A 17,525-nucleotide genomic window follows, 5' to 3' on the forward strand; every position below is an offset into this window, starting at 1 on the left:
TGTGGGGGGGCGGGGTTGGGGGGGGGGGGGGTGTGGGGGGTGGGCCGGTGCCGCACTGCGGCACCGGCCCACTTTGGGCGTACGCGTCAGGCGAGCGCGGCCTGGGCGTCCAGGGTGACCGCGGCGGCGTGCACGACGGCGGCGATGCGCAGCCCCTCGTGCACCTGCTCGCGGCTGAAGCCCGCGTTGCGCAGGGTCTTCTCGTGCGACTCCAGGCACACGCCGCAGCCGGTGATCGCCGAGACCGCCAGGCACCAGAGCTCGAAGTCGGCCTTGTCGACGCCCGGCTTGGCGATGATCTGCATCCGCAGTCGGGCCGGGATCGACTGGTACTGCTCGTCGCCGATCAGGTGCTTGGCCCGGTAGTAGACGTTGTTCATCGCCATGATCGCGGCGGCGCCCTTGGCCGCCTCGACCGCCTCCGGTCCGAGGTGGGTGGCCGCCTCGGTGGCGATCTCCCGCAGCACCACCGGGTTGCGCGCCGCGACGGCGCAGGCCAGGGCGGTGCCCCACGCCTGCTCCGGCTTCAGCGTGCTGGTGGCGATGGTGGAGCCGAGGTTGAGCTTGATGTCCTTGGCGTACTCGGGCAGAGCCGCCTTGATGGCATCCAGACCCATGGTCAGGCCCCGGTACCGGCGAGGAGCTTGGTGGCGTCCAGCGTGTCGCCGCCCTTGTTCCAGTTGCAGGGGCAGAGCTCGTCGGTCTGCAGGGCGTCGAGCACCCGCAGCACCTCGGAGACGTTGCGGCCGACCGAACCGGCGGTCACCATGACGAACTGGATCTCGTTGTCCGGGTCGACGATGAAGGTGGCCCGCTGGGCCACGCCGTCCTCGCCGAGCACGCCGCAGTCGGCGCTCAGCTCGCGCTTGACGTCGCTGAGCATCGGGAAGGGGAGCTCGCGCAGGTCCGGGTGGTCCTTGCGCCACGCGTAGTGGACGAACTCGTTGTCCACCGACACGCCGAGGACCTGGGCGTCGCGGTCGGCGAACTCCTCGTTCAGCCGGCCGAACTCCGCGATCTCGGTCGGACAGACGAAGGTGAAGTCCTTCGGCCAGAAGAAGACGACCCGCCACTTGCCCTGGTGGGACTTGTGGTTGATCGACTCGAACGCCTTGTCGGCGTCCAGCGACACGCAGGCGGTGAGTTCGTACTCGGGGAAGCGGTCACCGACAGTGAGCACAGGTCCTCCTTGACAGCGGCACGAGGCCGGTAACTTGATCTGTTCCAGATTCTTCCCCTGCGCTCGTTTGTGCCGGATGGCGGCCGGCTGACTTGTGAAGTCGATCACGAGCGGCGCGTTGCGCCGGTGGGCTGCCGCCGGTGCGGTATCGCAACCCTCCGTCACCGTCCCGGCATATGGATTTTGTCTCCCAAAACCGGGGTCCGGGTGGCAGAGTGGCGATCGTGACCAGCACCCACCTGATTATTCGCACCTAGCGCGCCGGCCTCCCCTCCGCCGAGCGCGCAGACCTCCCGCATCCGCGGGAGGTCTTTTTGTTGCTCCGAAAGGACTCCCTGATGACGTTCCAGGTGTACGACACCACGCTGCGCGACGGCGCCCAGCGTGAGGGGCTCAGCTACTCGGTGGTCGACAAGCTCGCGGTGGCCCGGCTGCTCGACGAGTTCGGCGTCGGCTTCATCGAGGGTGGCTGGCCGGGCGCGGTGCCGAAGGACACCGAGTTCTTCCGCCGGGCGCGCGACGAACTCGACCTGAGGCACGCGCTGCTGGTCGCGTTCGGGGCCACCCGGCGGGCCGGGGTGGCCGTCGGCGAGGATCCGCAGGTGCGCGGCCTGCTCGACGCGCAGACGCCGGCCGTCGCCCTGGTCGCCAAGGCGGACCTGCGGCACGTCGAGCGGGCGCTGCGCACCACCGCGGCCGAGAACCTGGCGATGATCCACGACACGGTGACGCACCTGGTGGCCGAGGGACGCCGGGTCTTCGTCGACGGGGAGCACTTCTTCGACGGCTACCGGTTCGACCCGGCGTACACCGCTGCCGTGGTGGAGACCGCGCTCGCCGCGGGCGCCGAACGGGTGGTGCTCTGCGACACCAACGGCGGGATGCTGCCCTCCCAGGTCACCGCCGCCATCGTCGACCTGACCGCGCGGCTGGGCGTCGGCCCGGAACTGCTCGGCATCCACTGCCAGAACGACACGGCCTGCGCGGTGGCCAACACGGTCGCCGCCGTGGAGGCGGGGGTACGCCACTTCCAGGGCACCGCCAACGGCTACGGCGAACGCCCCGGCAACGCGGACATCTTCGCCGTCGTCGCCAACCTCCAGCTCAAGCTCGGGCTGCCCGTCCTACCGGAGGGCTGCCTGGGGCAGATGGTGCGGGTCTCCCACGCCATCGCCGAGATCGCCAACATCGCCCCCGACACCCACCAGGCGTACGCCGGGGCCGCGGCCTTCGCCCACAAGGCGGGGCTGCACGCGAGCGCGATCAAGGTGGATCCGCTGCTCTACAACCACGTGGACCCACAGGTGGTGGGCAACGACATGCGGATCCTCGTCACCGAGATGGCCGGCCGGGCCAGCGTCGAGCTCAAGAGCCGCGAGCTCGGCCTGGATCTGGCCGGCCATCCGGAGGCGCTGTCGCGGGTCACCCGGCGGGTCAAGGAACTGGAGGCCGGCGGCTGGTCGTTCGAGGCCGCCGACGCGTCGTTCGAGCTGCTGGTCCGCTCGGAGTTGGACACCGCCCCCGCCAGGCCGTTCGCGCTGGAGTCGTACCGGGTGCTGGTCGAGCACCGGGAGGACGGCGCGGTGGTCTCCGAGGCGACCGTCAAGATCCGCGTACGCGGGGAGCGGGTCATCGCCACCGCTGAGGGCAACGGCCCGGTCAACGCCCTGGACGAGGCGCTGCGGGCCGGGCTGACCCGGCACTACCCGGAGCTGCGCGACTTCGAGCTGGCCGACTACAAGGTGCGCATCCTGGAGGGCACCCACGGCACCGGCGCGGTGACCCGGGTGCTGCTGGAGACCGTCGACGGCACCGGCCGGGACTGGACGACGGTCGGCGTGCACCCCAACGTTGTCGAGGCGTCCTGGCACGCCCTCGTCGACGCGCTCACCTACGGCCTCGACCGCGCCCGCGTCTGATCGTCGGACCGGGTGCGGATCACTGCGCCGCGGGCTTCGTCCAGAGGCGCACCGAGGCGTCGCTGGTGCCACTGGCCAGTGTCCTGCCATCGGGGCTGAAGGCCACCGAGGTCACGGCCGGATCGCCCGTGTGCACCAGGGTGGCCACCCTGCTGCCGGTGGCGATGTCCCAGAGCACCACCGCACCGTCATGACCGGAACGGGTGGCGAGAGCGGCCGCCAGGGTCCTGCCGTCCGGACTGAACGCCACGGACTCCACCAGTGCGTCCGGCAGGGTGAGGGTGGCGGTGTTGCGGCGGGTGGCGGGATCCCACAGCATCACCACGCCGGCCTCGCCGGCGCCGTAGCCGGCGCCGGCGAGGGCCGTGCCGGTCGGGCTGAACGCCACCTCCAGCACGGTCATGTCGGGGTGGGTGAGGGTGGCGAGATGCCGACGGGTGCCCGGGTTCCAGAGCATGATGCTGTCGGCACCGGTGGGCTTCCGTGGTCCTCCGCCGACGGCCAGGATCGTGCCGTCCGGACTGAACGTCGCGCAGCGCGCCACCATCGCCGGGTGGGTGAGCCGGCCGGTACGCCTGCGCCTGGGCACGTCCCACAGCTCCACCACGCCCGGCCCCGCCGTGAGGTCGTCGTCGCAGTCGGAGTGGTACCCGCAGGCCAGCACCTTTCCGTCGGGGCCGAACGCGATCGAGCCCCCGAGCATGTTCCCGGCCAGGCTGGCGACCTTCCGCTGGGTGGCGATGTCCCAGATCAGCACCGGCCCGCGGTCGAAACAGCCGGTGTTGACCGGCATGGTGGCCACCATGGCACCGTCCGGGCTGAACGCCACGGCGGCCGCTCCTGCCGGGCTGTCCAGGATGACGCGCGCGAGCGAGGTGAGGTCCCACAGCATGACCACCCCGCTGTTCTGGATTCCCGTCGCGAGGGTCGCGCCGTCCGGGCTGAAGACCAGCTTGACCGGGTCGGACTTCTTCTTGGCCGGGGGCTTGAGGATCCGCTGGGTCCACCCGTTCGGTCCGGCCGACGGGTCCGGCCCCGCACGTCGGGTGATCAGTTTCGGCACGGCCGCGACGGCCACCCCGGCGGCTGCGACACCGAGCCCGGCCCGCACGAGGGTGCGGCGATCCGGTCGCCAGGCCGGCCGCGTCTGGGCCGCCGGCCGGTCGCCCGTCCGCACCCCGGCGATCGGTGGGTCGCCCTCCCCCGTCCCCGTTCCGGCGGCCCGCCCGGGCGGACGGTCGGTGTGCCGGCCGGAACGCTCGTACCAGAACGTGGCCACGGCTGCGGCCGCCAGGAGCCCCGCCAGGGCCAGCGGGTAGAGCCATCCCGGCAGCCGGCCGAGGAGGCGCTGGACCGGACCACTGATCAGGTTGGCGAAGAGTTCCAGGGCCAGCGCCCCGGCGACGAACAGCAGGCTGAGCACGACGAGACGACGGAGCCCATCCGGCGAGGGACGCAATCGGGACACCTTCCCACTCCTGCCGGCCGTGCATGACAGGGCTGCGGCAACCGGATCACGCGTCTCGTACCGACGGTGGTGGTCCAGGCTATCCGGTGCCGTCGATGGAGGCCGGTGCCCCGGCGCGACCCCGTATTTCATGAATGGTTTGGCGGAAGGGCCCCATCCTGTACAAAGCGTTGGTAGGGGGACCTTCCTTTCAAGCGGGGTCGTCTCGGCCGGGGCGGGAAGCTCGTCCCGGTTCGAGGCGGTAAGGACCGTCCCGGGGCTGATAATCCGACGTTTGTCCGACCACTGCCACGGGAAGCAAGCACCGTGACGGACATCTCGGACACCCTGGCCAGCGTGCCCAGCCCGGTCGATCCCGACGCGACCGCAGCCGACCTGGAACAGACCCTCTTCGAGGTCAAACGCGTGATCGTCGGGCAGGATCGGCTCGTCGAGCGCCTGCTCACCGCCCTCGTCGCGGACGGGCACTGCCTCCTGGAGGGCGTGCCCGGGGTGGCCAAGACGCTCGCGGCGCAGACGCTGGCGACCGTGGTGGGCGGCACCTTCTCCCGGATCCAGTTCACCCCGGATCTCGTCCCCTCCGACATCGTCGGCACCAGGATCTACCGGGCGTCGCGGGAGGACTTCGACATCGAGCTGGGTCCGATCATGGCGAACCTGGTGCTCGCCGACGAGATCAACCGGGCGCCGGCCAAGGTGCAGTCCGCCCTGCTGGAGGCGATGGCCGAGCGCCAGGTCTCCATCGGCGGGCGCAGCCATCCCGTACCGGAGCCGTTCCTGGTGCTGGCCACCCAGAACCCGATCGAGTCCGAGGGGGTCTACCAGCTGCCGGAGGCGCAGCGCGACCGGTTCCTGATGAAGGTAGTCGTCGACTACCCGAGCGACGCCGACGAACTCGCCATCCTCTACCGGATGAGCGCCGACCGGCCCACCGCCCGCCGGGTGCTCGACCCGCAGCGACTACGGGAACTCCAGGCCCGCGCCGCCCACGTCTTCGTGCACCACGCCCTCGCCGAGTACGTGGTCCGGCTCATCCTCGCCACCCGCGACCCGGGCCGGTTCGGCCTGCCCGAGATCGCCCCGCTGCTCGCGTACGGGGCGAGCCCCCGCGCCACCCTCGGCCTGGTGGCCGCCGCGCGGGCCCAGGCGCTGCTGCGTGGGCGCGAGTACGTGCTGCCCGAGGACGTCCGCGAACTGGCCGTCGACGTGCTCGCCCACCGGCTGGTGCTCTCCTTCGACGCGGTCGCCGACGGGGTGGCCGCCGAGGCGGTGGTCCGGCGGTTGGTCGAGGCGGTGCCGCCGCCCCGCGTCGCCACCGCCCGTCCGGAACACGCGGCCGACCTGGCGGCGGCATGAGGTGGCGCGGGGCCACCGCGCCGGCGACCGTGCCGGCCGACCCGGGACTGGCCGACCTCACCGGGGACCGGCGGTTGCGCCGGCTGGAACTGACCGTCACCCGCCGGTTGGACGGGCTGCTGCACGGCCGGTACCGCGGCCTGCTGCCCGGGCCGGGCAGCGAGCCCGCCGGCAGCCGGGAGTACCGCCCCGGTGAGGACGAGGTGCGCCGGATGGACTGGGCGGTGACCGCCCGGACCACGGTCCCGCACGTGCGGGAGGTCGACGCCGACCGGGAACTGACCACCTGGCTGCTGGTCGACGCGAGTCCCAGCATGGAGTACGGCACCGCCACGCTCGACAAGCGGGAGCTGGCAGTGGCGGCCGTCGCGGCGGTCGGCTTCCTCACCGGCGGCATGGGCAACCGCCTCGGCGCGCAGGTGCTCGGCCCGCACGGGCTGCGCCGGTTTCCGCCCCGCAGCGGGCGTACCCACCTGCTCGGGCTGCTCCGGGCACTGCTGACCGCTCCGCGCGTCGGCGGCCACGACGGGGCCGACCCGGCGGAGACAGGCCCCGACCTGTCCGACGGGCTGGCCGCCGTGCACCGGGTGGCGCTGCGTCGTGGCCTCGTCGTCGTGGTCTCGGACTACCTCGACGGGCTGCCCGACGATCCCCGGCACGTACCGACCTGGGAGACGCCCCTGCGCCGCCTCGCCGTGCGGCACCAGGTGCTCGCCGTGGAGGTCACCGACCCCCGGGAGCTGGAGCTGCCCGATGTCGGCCTGGTCACCCTGGTCGACCCGGAGACCGGGCGGCGGCGCGAGGTCTGGACCGGCGACCGCGCGTTGCGTGAGCGGTACGCGGCGGCCGCGACCGCCCAGCGCGACCAGGTACGCCAGGCACTGCGCCGCACCGGGGCCACCCACCTGCCGCTGCGCACCGACCGGGACTGGGGCGCCGACATCGTGCGGCACGTGCACGCGCAGCGGCGGCTCGCGGCGGCCCCGGCCCGGACCGCCCGGGGAGGTGTCTCGTGATCTGGCAGTCGCCCGTCCGGCTCTGGCTCCTGCTCGGGGTGCTCGCCCTGGCCGCCGGCTACCTGCTGATGCAGCGCCGGCGCAGCCGGTACGCCGTCCGCTTCACCAACCTGCGGCTGCTCGACCGGGTCGCGCCGCACCGCCCGGCCTGGCGGCGGCACGTGCCGGCCGGGCTCTTCCTCGCGATGCTGGCGCTGTTGGTGGTCGGCTTCGCCCGGCCCACGGCGGAGGTGCGGGTGCCCCGGGAACGGGCCACGGTGATGGTCGCCGTCGACGTCTCCACCTCGATGCTGGCCGGCGACGTGGAACCGGACCGGCTCAGCGCCGCCAAGGAATCCGCCCGGCGTTTCGTGGACGGCCTGCCCGACGAGTTCAACGTCGGGCTGGTCGCGTTCGCCGGCAGCGCGGCGGTGCTGGTGCCACCCAGCACCGACCGGGAGGCGCTGCACGAGGGGATCGAGCGGCTGGTCGAGGGGGCCACCGGGGTGCAGGGCACCGCCATCGGCGAGGCCATCAGCACCTCGCTCGGCGCGGTGAAGGGCTTCGACAGCCAGGCGGCGAAGGACCCGCCACCGGCCCGGATCATCCTGCTCTCCGACGGCGCGAACACCTCCGGCATGGACCCGATGGAGGCGGCGGCCGAGGCGATCGACATGAAGGTCCCGGTGCACACCATCTCGTTCGGCACCGCGGACGGCACGGTGGACCGGGGCGGCAGGCCGATCCAGGTGCCTGTCGACGGGCAGACCCTGCGCGCGGTCGCCGACGAGACCGGAGGCGTGTTCCACGAGGCCAGCACCAGCGACGAGCTGCGTGCCGTCTACGAGGACATCGGCACCTCGGTCGGCTACCGCACGGAACGGCAGGACGTCTCGGCCCGCTTCATCGGTCTCGGACTGGTGTTCGCCATGGGTGCCGCGGCCGGCTCGATGCGCTGGTTCTCGCGGCTGCCCTGAACCCGTACGGCCACCGTCGAGAAGGACACGTGAGGAGCGTACGCATGGCAGTGCAGACCGGGCTGGGCGAACCGCGCGGCCCCTGGTTCATCTCCCCGGAGCTGGATCCGGACGGCCGGGGCCGGTGGGACGGGCCCGGATCGGAGCGTGGTCCGGGCCGGTGGCGCCCGGGCGGGCGGCTGCTGGCGGGGCTGGCGGTGGTGGCCCTGTCGACCGTCTCCGGTGCGGTGGCCGGCGGCGTCGTGGCCGGCCGCGACGCCGCCCCCGGTCCGACCGCGGCCTCGGCGGCCCCGGTACCGGCCGAGCTGGTGACCGCGGCCGGGAAGACCGTGCCGGGGGTGGTCTCGGTGCTGGTGGGCGGGGCCGGCGGCGCCTCGGCCACCGGCTCCGGCTTCGCCGTCGACGACCAGCAGCACATCATCACCAACGACCACATCCTGGCCAAGGGGCGCGGCGGCTCGGTGACGGTGGAACTGCCGGACGGGCGGCGGTTCGCCGCCGAGGTGGTCGGCCGGGAACCGCGCAGCGACCTCGCCGTGCTCCGGGTGCCGCCGTCGGCCGGCCTGGCCGCGCTGCCGTTGGCCAAACCGGGATCCACCCGGGTGGGCGAGCCGGTGCTGGCGGTCGGCTCGCCGCTGGGGCTGCCCGGCACCGTAACCGCCGGCATCGTCAGCGCCCTGGACCGGCAGGTACGCCTCGGCGACAACCGGCACACCGCCGTGCAGACCGACGCCTCGATCAACCCGGGCAACTCGGGCGGCCCGTTGGTCAACGCGCGGGGTGAGGTGGTCGGGGTGAACACGGCCATCGCCACGATCGACGGCAACGGCTCGATCGGAATCGGTTTCGCCATTCCCATCGAACAGGTGCAGCAGACCGCCGACACGATCATCGGAAAGGGCGGATGAGCTGCGTGCGCACCCGCCCGGGGCGGCCCGGGAACGTGAAAACTGTCGGATACCCGGCGCGAATTGATCGGCTAATGGAAATATCACTCTGAGTATGGATACTGGCGTGAGTGGAGCGTCCTGGAATCGTGGCCCTCCTGCTGGTGGGCCTGTTGATCGGTACCGGTGTGGGGTCGGCGTACGCCCGGGCGCGACGTGGGTGGGCCGACTACCAGACCGTGAGGAAGACCGTGCCCGGCGCCCGGAGCGCCGCGTGGCTGCTGATCAAGGCAGCCACCACGAAGATCGGGGTGATCGTCCTGCTGCTGATCGGGGCGGTCGCGTACGCCGCCGCCGGCTCCGACGGGGAGCCCGCCCCGCCGGGGCCGACGCCGAGCCCGTCCGTGACTCCGAGCGTCCGGGCGGGGCGTTAGCCTCGGAGCGTGGACGACGGACTGCGGGTGACCGACCGATGGACCGTTCCCGCGGCTGAGCTGCGGGAACGGTTCTCCCGGTCGTCGGGGCCCGGTGGCCAGGGCGTCAACACCACCGACTCGCGGGTCGAGCTGAGCTACGACCTGGCCGCCTCGCCCGGCGTGCCCGAGCCGCTGCGGGCGCGGGCGCTGGAGCGGCTGGCGGGCCGGCTGGTCGACGGCGTGCTCACCGTCACCGCCAGCGAGCACCGGGCGCAGCTGGCCAACCGGGAGGCCGCCCGGGAGCGGCTGGCCGCGCTGCTGCGCGAGGCCGCCGCCCCGCCGCCCCCGCCCCGCCGGCCCACCCGCCCGTCACGCGGGGCGAAGGAGCGCCGGCTGGCCGAAAAGAAGCGCCAGTCGCAGCGCAAGCGCGACCGCCGCGTCGACGGCGACTGACCGCAGCCCTCCGCCACGTACGGCCCGAGCCCGCTCACCCGTCCACGGTGGGCAGCAGGCGGTCGCACTCGGCGACCAGGCGCTCCCGTAGGGGCGCGGCCCGCTCCGCGAAGGACCGCTGCGCCCGCACGTACTCGTGCCGCCCCTCGGCGGTCTCCACCCGTACGGGCGGGTAGCCGAGGTCGGTGAGGTCGTACGGGGAGGCGCGCATGTCGAGCGTGCGGATCTCCCGGGCCAGCTCGAACGCGTCCGCGACCAGCTCACTCGGCACCAGCGGGGAGAGCTTGTACGCCCACTTGTAGAGATCCATGTTGGCGTGCAGACAACCCGGCTGCTCGTGGACGTGTTGCGTGTCGCGCGTCGGGGTGAGCAGGTTCAACGGCCGGGCCGGCGCGGTGAAGAACCGGTACGCGTCGAAGTGGCTGCACCGCACGCCCCGCTCCCGTACCACGGCCGCGGTCTCCTCGGGGCTCAGCCGCAGCGGCCAGGCGTTGTGGCGTACCTCCTCCTGGGTCTGCCGGTAGACCATGGCCCACTCGTGCATCCCGAAGCAGCCGAGGTGCGCCGGGCGGCCGGCGGTCGCCGCCAGCAGTGCCCGGATCCACCCGATCGACTCGGCACGCCGCGCGCGCACCGCCTCGGTGTCGAGGGTGACCCCGGCGGCGGTGGCGCGGTAGTCCCGGCCGAACCCGGCCGGGTCCGCGTCGCGCAGCACCACCCCGGGCCCCGGGTGCCAGCGGCGCAGCTGGGCCGGGCGGTGCGAGTAGTAGGTGAAGAGGAAGTCCTCCACCGGATGCCTGCCGCCCCGGCGGCGGCGTGCCAGGTGCCCGGCGAGCCAGGCGTCGACCCGCTCCTCGTGCGCCCGGCGCCGGGCCTGCCATCGTGCCGCGTCGAGCACGGCGGTCGGGGCGAGGGCGGCGGTCACGGAGCCAAGGGTACGACCGCCGCCCGGCGCCCGGTCAGGGCACGTCCACCCGGACCCCGGCGGAGAACACCCCGCTGCGCAGTTCCAACTGCTCCGGCTGCGCCTGCCCGTCGACCGTGAAGACCAGCGGCAGCACGGCCCGGCTGCCGGCCGCCATCGGCTGGGCGAAGACGTCCCGGCCCTGGTTGGCCGTCCGCGTCGCCTGCTCGTCGGTGCTGACGAAGTTGCCGTCGGGCAGGTACGCCCGTTGCAGGCGGCCGTGCCAGCTCTGCTGCTCCGGGGTGAGGTTGCGGACCCCGACCGTGGCCTCGCACTGCCGGGCCGCCCGGCCCGGCTCGCACGCGACGCGGTACACGGTGAACTCGAACGCCGACTCGCGCAGCGGCTCCCCGACGGCGCCGTTGACCCCGTGGCCGCGCCACGCGCCGCTGGTCGGCTGGCTGTCGGTGTCGATGTCGGCGACCTGCCGGGTGGCCGTCCAGGCGGCGGTGCCCACCGTGCCGGCCAGCACCGCGGCGGCCACCGGGACGATCAGCCAGACGGACGGCTTGCGGCGGATCTGCTCCGGGCGTGGCGCGGCCGGGCGCGGGTAGATCGTCCCCGGCCCACCGTCGGAGAGGGCGGCGGCGACCGGCCGCCGCGACCGGCGTCGTCGCCGCCAGGCCCAGACCCCGCCCAGCGCGAGCACCGCCACGATGCCCAGCCCGGCCGCCAGCACCGGCGTCCGGCGCCACGGCGGCGTCTCGGTCCGCTCGGGCGCGGCGGCCGGCACGGCCGCCTTCCAGGTCGCGGTCGCGCAGTCGTACGGCCGGTTGCCGTCGCGGGCGAAGGCGCAGGCCGGCGCGGTCAGCGGCCGGTCCGGGGCGGCGGTGGTGAGCGCCGTGCCCAGGGTCGTGGTGCTGCGGGCGGGCAGCTTCAGCTGCCAGGTCACCTCGGTGGCCGACTGCCCGGCGGTGCGGGAGGCCCGACCCCCGGTGGTGATGTCGGTCGCCGAGGCTCCGGGCGGCAGTTCCTGCCGGACGGTGGTGTCCACCGGCGTGCCGCCGCTGTTGCGGACCTGGATCCGGTAGCGCGGCGCCGGCGTGCTCTCCGGCACCACCGCGACCGTGACGGGCGGCTTCGCCACCGGCGGGGCGGCCCGGGTCGGGGTGGGAACGGCGGGCGGCACCGACGGCATGGCCGGCGCCGGGGTCGGCGCGACCGCCGGTGGTGGCTGCGCGGCCGCCGCGGGTGGATCCGCCGCGGGCAGTGCCGGCACGGCGGCGAGAATGCCGAGGCAGTGTACGAACACTGCGAGGGCCCTGTGGTGTCGTGTCGATGCAGGCATACGAACGAACCTCCGGAGCCGACGCTAGGGGCGGGACGACGCCGGGCGGGTACGAAGTCGGGAACTCCGCCTCCGCGTACGTCCGGTGGATTAGGGTGCGCCGCCTCAGCCTGGTCGCGGGCCGCCGGGGCTAGATTGGCCTGGTGCGTATCGCTCGTTTTGCTCATGCCAAGGGAATGTCGTTCGGCGTCGTCGAGGGCGAGTCGGAGGCGGGCCCGCAGGGCCTGACCATCGCCGAGATCGAGGGCCACCCGTTCGGCCAGATCACCTTCAGCGGTGCCCGTTGGGCGCTGTCGGACGTCCGTCTGCTCTCGCCGATCCTGCCCAGCAAGGTCGTCTGCGTCGGCCGCAACTACGCCGAGCACGCCGCCGAGCGCGGCGGCGAGGTGCCGAAGGAACCGCTGCTCTTCCTCAAGCCGTCCACCTCCGTGATCGGGCCCCGGGACGCGATCCGGCTGCCGATCTTCTCCAAGCAGGTCGAGCACGAGGCCGAGTTGGCGGTGGTGATCGGCGCGCCGGGCGCCCGCCGGGCCGACCGGGCCGCCGCCGAGCGGGCCATCTTCGGCTACACCTGCGCCAACGACGTCACCGCCCGGGACCTCCAGAACTCCGACGGCCAGTGGACCCGCGCCAAGGGCTTCGACTCGTTCTGCCCGATCGGGCCGTGGATCACCACCGGGCTCGACGTCCGCGACGTGGAGATCCGCTGTGAGGTGGGTCGCAATCCCGAGGAGATGGAGGTCCGCCAGCTCGGCCGGACCCGGGACATGGTCTTCGACGTGCCGGCCCTGGTGTCGTACGTCTCACACGTGATGACGCTGCTCCCCGGCGACGTGGTCCTCACCGGCACGCCCGCGGGGGTTAGCCCGCTCCTGGAGGGGGATACGGTCACCGTGCGGATCGAGGGGATCGGGGAGCTGACCAACCCGGTGGTGCCCGTCGCCTGATCCGCGTCGAGGCCCTGTTTCCGCTGTTCAGAGGCGGTATGGGAGGCTCGATTTGGCCTGCCGGCACCGGGAGGGTAAAGTTTGCTCCCGGCACCGCAAGGGGCCAATGGGGTATGGGGTAATTGGCAGCCCGACTGATTCTGGTTCAGTTAGTCTAGGTTCGAGTCCTGGTACCCCAGCGCAGCCGAGGTTCGAAAGAGTCTCGGGCGCTGGATCTCGTAGGAGAGCAGCTCCGATTCCCGGTCAGGGGATCGGGGTTCTCTCTGATAGAGTCCAGCGGCGCCGCTCGACAGAGCAGCGCCGCAAGGAAAGTTCTGGCCCCGTCGTCTAGCGGCCCAGGACGCCGCCCTCTCAAGGCGGTAGCGCCGGTTCGAATCCGGTCGGGGCTACAACACTCGAACGGCCCGTTCCACTCCGGTGGGGCGGGCCGTTTCGCATAGTCCCAGTTGCCCCGCGTGCGGTCGACACCAGCCTCGGCGTCTGATGGGCGTGAGCCGTTCCTGCGGCTGGCGCTGGGCGCCAGGGGCGTTGGCCTCCCGGTGTCCGGGCGATCCGGTTTCGGTCGCCCGGAGGCGGTCGCCCCGGTTTTCGTCCCCGGAGGGGACGCCGCTAGACTACAGCGGCACCGCCCGGAAGGGCGGAGGAAACAGAAGTTCTGGCCCCGTCGTCTAGCGGCCCAGGACGCCGCCCTCTCAAGGCGGTAGCGCCGGTTCGAATCCGGTCGGGGCTACAACACTCGAACGGCCCGCCCCACCCGTGGGACGGGCCGCCCTCGTATCACCCTCTCTTCCCCCGGCCCCTGTGCCACTTGGGTTGACCAAGACGTTTGCGTCCAGATCCGATGCCGGACCAGACCGCAAACTTCTTGATCGACATTGGGTGGGTCCGGTGGGTCCGGTGGGGCCGGGGCCTGGCGGGTCAGAGGCCGGAGAGGCGTTGGCCGGCTCGGACCACGGCCATCGCGTGGCGCTCGCCGGGGCGGCGGCCCAGGCGCTCGATGGGGCCGGAGATGCTGATCGCGGCGATGACCCGGCCGGTGCGGTCGCGGATCGGCGCCGAGACGCTCGCCACACCTGCCTCGCGTTCGGCGACGCTCTGGGCCCAGCCGCGGCGGCGTACCTCGGCCAGGGTGCGGCCGGTGAACTTCGACCGGGGCAGCAGCGGCATCACGGCCTCCGGCGGTTCCCAGGCGAGCAGGATCTGCGCCGCGGAGCCCGCCGTCATCGGCAGCACCGAACCGACCGGCACGGTGTCCCGCAGGCCGCTGGCCCGCTCGGCGGCGGCCACGCAGATGCGTTCGTCGGCGCGGCGCAGGTAGAGCTGGGCGCTTTCGCCCGTGGCGTCCCGCAACGCCGCCAGCAGCGGCTCCGCCGCCGTCAGGAGCACGTCGGGCGCGGAGTTGGCGAGCTCACCCAGGCGCGGGCCTGGACGCCAGCGTCCCTGGGTGTCCCGGACCAGCATCCGGTGGATCTCCAGCGCCTGCGCCAGCCGGTGCGCGGTGGCCCGGGGCAGCTTGGTGCGTTCAACGAGTTCGGCCAGGCTGGCGCCGTCGACGCAGGCGGCCAGGATGACCACCGCCTTGTCGAGAACGCCGACACCGCTCATACTGTGTCCCACAAGCCGAAACTTACCTCCCAGAATTTAGGATGTCCAGATGGTGGGAGTCACTACTACCGAGCCGAGGACCCTGGCCGAGAAGGTCTGGGACGCGCACGTCGTACGGTCAGCCGAGGGCGAGCCCGATCTGCTCTTCATCGACCTGCACCTCCTGCACGAGGTGACCAGCCCGCAGGCCTTCGACGGGCTACGCCTCGCCGGGCGCCCGGTGCGCCGCGCCGACCTCACGCTCGCGACGGAGGACCACAACACCCCGACGGGGTACGCCGACCCGTCGTTCCGGGAGCGGCGTGGCGACCTGCTCACCATCGCCGACCCGACCTCGCGTACGCAGATCGAGACGCTGCGCCGCAACTGCGCCGAGTTCGGCGTCCGGCTGCACCCGCTGGGCGACGCCAACCAGGGCATCGTGCACGTCATCGGCCCGCAGCTCGGCGTCACCCAGCCGGGCATGACCATCGTCTGCGGCGACTCGCACACCGCGACCCACGGCGCGTTCGGCGCGCTCGCGTTCGGCATCGGCACGAGTGAGGTCGAGCACGTCCTGGCCACCCAGACGCTGCCGCAGAGCCGGCCGAAGACGATGGCGGTGAACGTGACGGGGCAGCTCGGCCCCGGGGTCACCGCCAAGGACCTGGTGCTCGCCCTGATCGCCCAGGTCGGCACGGGCGGCGGTCGCGGGCACATCGTCGAGTACCGCGGCGAGGCGATCCGGTCGCTGTCCATGGAGGGGCGGATGACCATCGCCAACATGTCCATCGAGTGGGGCGCCAAGGCCGGCATGATCGCGCCGGACGAGACCACCTTCGCGTACCTGAAGGGGCGGCCGAACGCCCCGACGGGCGCCGACTGGGACGCGGCGGTCGCCTGGTGGCGGAGCCTGCCCACGGACGAGGGCGCCACCTTCGACGCCGAGGTGACCCTGGACGCCGGCGCGGTCACCCCGTTCGTCACCTGGGGCACCAACCCGGGCCAGGGCGCGCCGCTGGGCGCGGTGGTGCCCGCACCGGAGGAGTTCGTCACCGAGGCCGAGCGGACCGCTGCCCGCCGCGCGCTGGAGTACATGGACCTGCGCCCCGGCACCCCGCTGCGGGACCTCGCGGTCGACGTGGTCTTCGTCGGCTCCTGCACCAACGGCCGGCTGGAGGATCTCCGGGCCGCCGCCGACGTGCTGCGTGGGCACCGGGTGGCCGGCGGGGTACGGATGCTGGTCGTGCCCGGATCCGCCGCCGTCCGCGAGGCGGCCGAGGCGGAGGGGCTGGACAAGGTCTTCACCGACGCCGGCGCCGAGTGGCGTTTCGCCGGCTGCTCCATGTGTCTGGGGATGAACCCGGACACGCTGTCGCCGGGCCAGCGCTCCGCCTCCACCTCCAACCGCAACTTCGAGGGCCGCCAGGGCCGGGGCGGACGCACCCACCTGGTCTCCCCGCCGGTCGCCGCCGCCACCGCCGTGGCGGGCCGGCTGGCCGCTCCCGCCGACCTGTAGAAGGGCACCCAGATGGAGAGGTTCACCACCCACACGGGCACCGCCGTACCGCTGCGGCGGTCCAACGTGGACACCGATCAGATCATCCCCGCCGTGTACCTCAAGCGGGTGACCCGGACCGGTTTCGCGGACGGCTTGTTCAGCGCCTGGCGCGAGGACCCGGAATTCGTGTTGAACGATCAAGCCCATTCCGGTGCGTCGATTCTTGTGGCCGGTCCGGAGTTCGGCACCGGCTCCTCCCGGGAGCACGCCGTCTGGGCGCTGCGCGACTGGGGCTTCCGTGCCGTGATCTCACCCCGCTTCGGCGACATCTTCCGGGGCAACGCGCTCAAGGAGGGTCTGCTCCCGGTCGAGCTGGAATTGAAAGCGGTCGAGGAGATCTGGGATCTGGTGGAGGCCGAACCGGCCACCCCGGTCACCGTCGACCTGACCGCCCGCGAGGTGCGGGTCGGCGAGGCCACCTGGTCGTTCCCGATGGACGACTTCAGCCGCTGGCGGCTGCTGGAGGGCTTGGACGACATTGGACTCACCCTCCGCCACGAGGCGGAGATCAGTGCCTTCGAGGCCACCCGACCGCCGTTCCTGCCCTCGGTCGTATAGCCGTACGCCCGATCCCACATCGGTTTCCGCCCCCGCCGGTCTCACCGGCGGGGGCGAATCCGTTACGACACAAGGGCTTTTTTCGGCCGAATGTTTGTGTCCCGGCAGCACAGGGCATACCGTGCGCGCAGAATGGCTCGCGTCGAGTCAGTTGCACAATTGGGAGGAAGTCGTGAACAAGGCCGAGCTCATCGAGGCGCTCGCCGTTCGCCTGGGGGACCGGAAGACGGCGACGGCCGCGCTCGACGCGGTCCTCGCTGAGGTCCAGGCGGCGGTCACCAAGGGCGAGAAGGTGGCGATCACCGGATTCGGAGCGTTCGAAAAGCGCGTCCGGGGCGCCCGAACAGCGCGCAACCCGCGGACCGGCGAGGCGGTGAAGGTCAAGAAGACATCCGTCCCGACCTTCCGGCCCGGCGCCGGGTTCAAGGAGATGGTGGCCAGCGGCAAGGTGCCGAAGGCCACGGCGGCGGCGAAGAAGACGGCCGCTGCCGCCAAGACCACGGGTGCCGCCAAGACCACAGCGGCTGCCAAGACGACGGGCGCCAAGGCGGCCGGGGCCAAGGCGACCGGCGCGAAGGCCGCCGGGGCCAAGGCGGCGGGCGCGAAGGCGACCGGGGCCAAGGCGACCGCGGCGGCCAAGAAGGCATCCGCGGCGAAGGCGACCAAGACCACCGCGGCGAAGAAGACCGCGACCACCAAGGCCGCGCCGGCGAAGAAGACCGCCGCGGCGACGAAGGCCACCGCGGCGAAGAAGACCGCGACGGCGAGCGCGGCGGCGAAGAAGGCGCCGGCGAAGAAGACCGCGACCAAGAAGGCTGCGGCGAAGAAGGCCCCGGCCAAGAAGGCCGCGACCAAGCGCTGAGCCGGGAGCGCCGCGAACAGGCGCCGAACCGGGCGGTACGGAAGGGCGTCCACCGAAAGGTGGGCGCCCTTCGCCGTGCTCACCCGCCCGTTGACCGGGGCCGTGCCCCG

The 17,525-nt window shown here is 72.8% G+C and carries 17 protein-coding genes and 3 tRNA genes; 14 read left to right on the forward strand and 6 right to left on the reverse strand.

The window, feature by feature from the left end:
• Positions 1-86 precede the first annotated feature (86 nt).
• Positions 87-617 carry a carboxymuconolactone decarboxylase family protein gene (locus AB0D32_RS08980; protein ID WP_357086717.1) on the reverse strand — a complete coding sequence of 177 codons (531 nt, stop codon included), beginning with the start codon at positions 615-617 and terminating at the stop codon, positions 87-89.
• Between the two features lie 2 nt (positions 618-619).
• Positions 620-1,180 carry a peroxiredoxin gene (locus AB0D32_RS08985; protein WP_357086719.1) on the reverse strand — a complete coding sequence of 187 codons (561 nt, stop codon included), beginning with the start codon at positions 1,178-1,180 and terminating at the stop codon, positions 620-622.
• Between the two features lie 338 nt (positions 1,181-1,518).
• Between AB0D32_RS08985 and cimA the strand changes: the two genes are divergently transcribed.
• Positions 1,519-3,099: a citramalate synthase gene (cimA, locus tag AB0D32_RS08990; RefSeq protein ID WP_357086721.1), complete on the forward strand. Its 1,581-nt coding sequence runs from the start codon at positions 1,519-1,521 to the stop codon at positions 3,097-3,099.
• A 19-nt stretch (positions 3,100-3,118) separates the two neighbouring features.
• Here the strand turns inward: cimA and AB0D32_RS08995 are convergent, their stop codons facing one another.
• Positions 3,119-4,522, reverse strand: a complete 1,404-nt coding sequence (locus AB0D32_RS08995; protein WP_357086723.1) for a WD40 repeat domain-containing protein — start codon at positions 4,520-4,522, stop codon at positions 3,119-3,121.
• A 351-nt stretch (positions 4,523-4,873) separates the two neighbouring features.
• Between AB0D32_RS08995 and AB0D32_RS09000 the strand changes: the two genes are divergently transcribed.
• The 6 genes from AB0D32_RS09000 (at position 4,874) to arfB (ending at position 9,651) form a co-directional block, all read left to right on the forward strand.
• On the forward strand, positions 4,874-5,923 hold the full coding sequence (locus tag AB0D32_RS09000) for an AAA family ATPase (protein WP_357086725.1): 1,050 nt from the start codon (positions 4,874-4,876) through the stop codon (positions 5,921-5,923).
• 29 nt (positions 5,924-5,952) lie between these two features.
• Entirely contained in the window at positions 5,953-6,939 is a 987-nt protein-coding gene (locus AB0D32_RS09005) for a DUF58 domain-containing protein (protein WP_357087421.1), read from the forward strand.
• Positions 6,936-7,895: a VWA domain-containing protein gene (locus tag AB0D32_RS09010; RefSeq protein ID WP_357086727.1), complete on the forward strand. Its 960-nt coding sequence runs from the start codon at positions 6,936-6,938 to the stop codon at positions 7,893-7,895. The genes AB0D32_RS09005 and AB0D32_RS09010 overlap by 4 nt, the downstream gene beginning before the upstream one ends.
• Positions 7,896-7,939: 44 nt before the next feature.
• Complete coding sequence (locus AB0D32_RS09015; RefSeq protein ID WP_357086729.1) at positions 7,940-8,803, forward strand: trypsin-like peptidase domain-containing protein; 864 nt, start codon at positions 7,940-7,942, stop codon at positions 8,801-8,803.
• A 110-nt stretch (positions 8,804-8,913) separates the two neighbouring features.
• On the forward strand, positions 8,914-9,216 hold the full coding sequence (locus tag AB0D32_RS09020) for a hypothetical protein (RefSeq protein WP_357086731.1): 303 nt from the start codon (positions 8,914-8,916) through the stop codon (positions 9,214-9,216).
• Between the two features lie 9 nt (positions 9,217-9,225).
• Positions 9,226-9,651, forward strand: coding sequence for an alternative ribosome rescue aminoacyl-tRNA hydrolase ArfB (arfB, locus tag AB0D32_RS09025; protein WP_357086733.1), 426 nt, complete (start codon positions 9,226-9,228; stop codon positions 9,649-9,651).
• 34 nt (positions 9,652-9,685) lie between these two features.
• Here the strand turns inward: arfB and AB0D32_RS09030 are convergent, their stop codons facing one another.
• Both AB0D32_RS09030 and AB0D32_RS09035 read right to left on the reverse strand, forming a co-directional pair.
• A complete protein-coding gene (locus AB0D32_RS09030; RefSeq protein ID WP_357086735.1) occupies positions 9,686-10,576 on the reverse strand; it encodes a 3-methyladenine DNA glycosylase in 891 nt (296 codons plus the stop codon).
• Between the two features lie 34 nt (positions 10,577-10,610).
• Entirely contained in the window at positions 10,611-11,903 is a 1,293-nt protein-coding gene (locus AB0D32_RS09035; RefSeq protein WP_357086738.1) for a hypothetical protein, read from the reverse strand.
• A gap of 143 nt (positions 11,904-12,046) precedes the next feature.
• On the opposite strand from AB0D32_RS09035, the gene AB0D32_RS09040 reads away from it, so the two are divergent.
• The 4 genes from AB0D32_RS09040 (at position 12,047) to AB0D32_RS09055 (ending at position 13,580) form a co-directional block, all read left to right on the forward strand.
• Entirely contained in the window at positions 12,047-12,850 is an 804-nt protein-coding gene (locus tag AB0D32_RS09040) for a fumarylacetoacetate hydrolase family protein (protein WP_357086740.1), read from the forward strand.
• A 107-nt stretch (positions 12,851-12,957) separates the two neighbouring features.
• Positions 12,958-13,029, forward strand: a tRNA-Gln gene (locus tag AB0D32_RS09045).
• Between the two features lie 137 nt (positions 13,030-13,166).
• Positions 13,167-13,239, forward strand: a tRNA-Glu gene (locus AB0D32_RS09050).
• A 268-nt stretch (positions 13,240-13,507) separates the two neighbouring features.
• Positions 13,508-13,580: transfer RNA gene (locus AB0D32_RS09055), tRNA-Glu, on the forward strand.
• A 188-nt stretch (positions 13,581-13,768) separates the two neighbouring features.
• Here AB0D32_RS09055 and AB0D32_RS09060 read toward each other — a convergent pair.
• A complete protein-coding gene (locus AB0D32_RS09060; RefSeq protein WP_357086743.1) occupies positions 13,769-14,455 on the reverse strand; it encodes an IclR family transcriptional regulator in 687 nt (228 codons plus the stop codon).
• Positions 14,456-14,504: 49 nt separating this feature from the next.
• On the opposite strand from AB0D32_RS09060, the gene leuC reads away from it, so the two are divergent.
• From leuC to AB0D32_RS09075, 3 genes are all read left to right on the forward strand, one after another.
• Positions 14,505-15,953, forward strand: a complete 1,449-nt coding sequence (gene leuC / locus AB0D32_RS09065; protein WP_357086746.1) for a 3-isopropylmalate dehydratase large subunit — start codon at positions 14,505-14,507, stop codon at positions 15,951-15,953.
• A gap of 12 nt (positions 15,954-15,965) precedes the next feature.
• Positions 15,966-16,553, forward strand: a complete 588-nt coding sequence (leuD, locus tag AB0D32_RS09070; RefSeq protein ID WP_357086749.1) for a 3-isopropylmalate dehydratase small subunit — start codon at positions 15,966-15,968, stop codon at positions 16,551-16,553.
• A gap of 172 nt (positions 16,554-16,725) precedes the next feature.
• On the forward strand, positions 16,726-17,415 hold the full coding sequence (locus tag AB0D32_RS09075; RefSeq protein ID WP_357087424.1) for an HU family DNA-binding protein: 690 nt from the start codon (positions 16,726-16,728) through the stop codon (positions 17,413-17,415).
• Positions 17,416-17,525 lie beyond the last annotated feature (110 nt).

This window comes from Micromonospora sp. NPDC048170, assembly GCF_040652795.1.
GTDB lineage: Bacteria > Actinomycetota > Actinomycetes > Mycobacteriales > Micromonosporaceae > Micromonospora.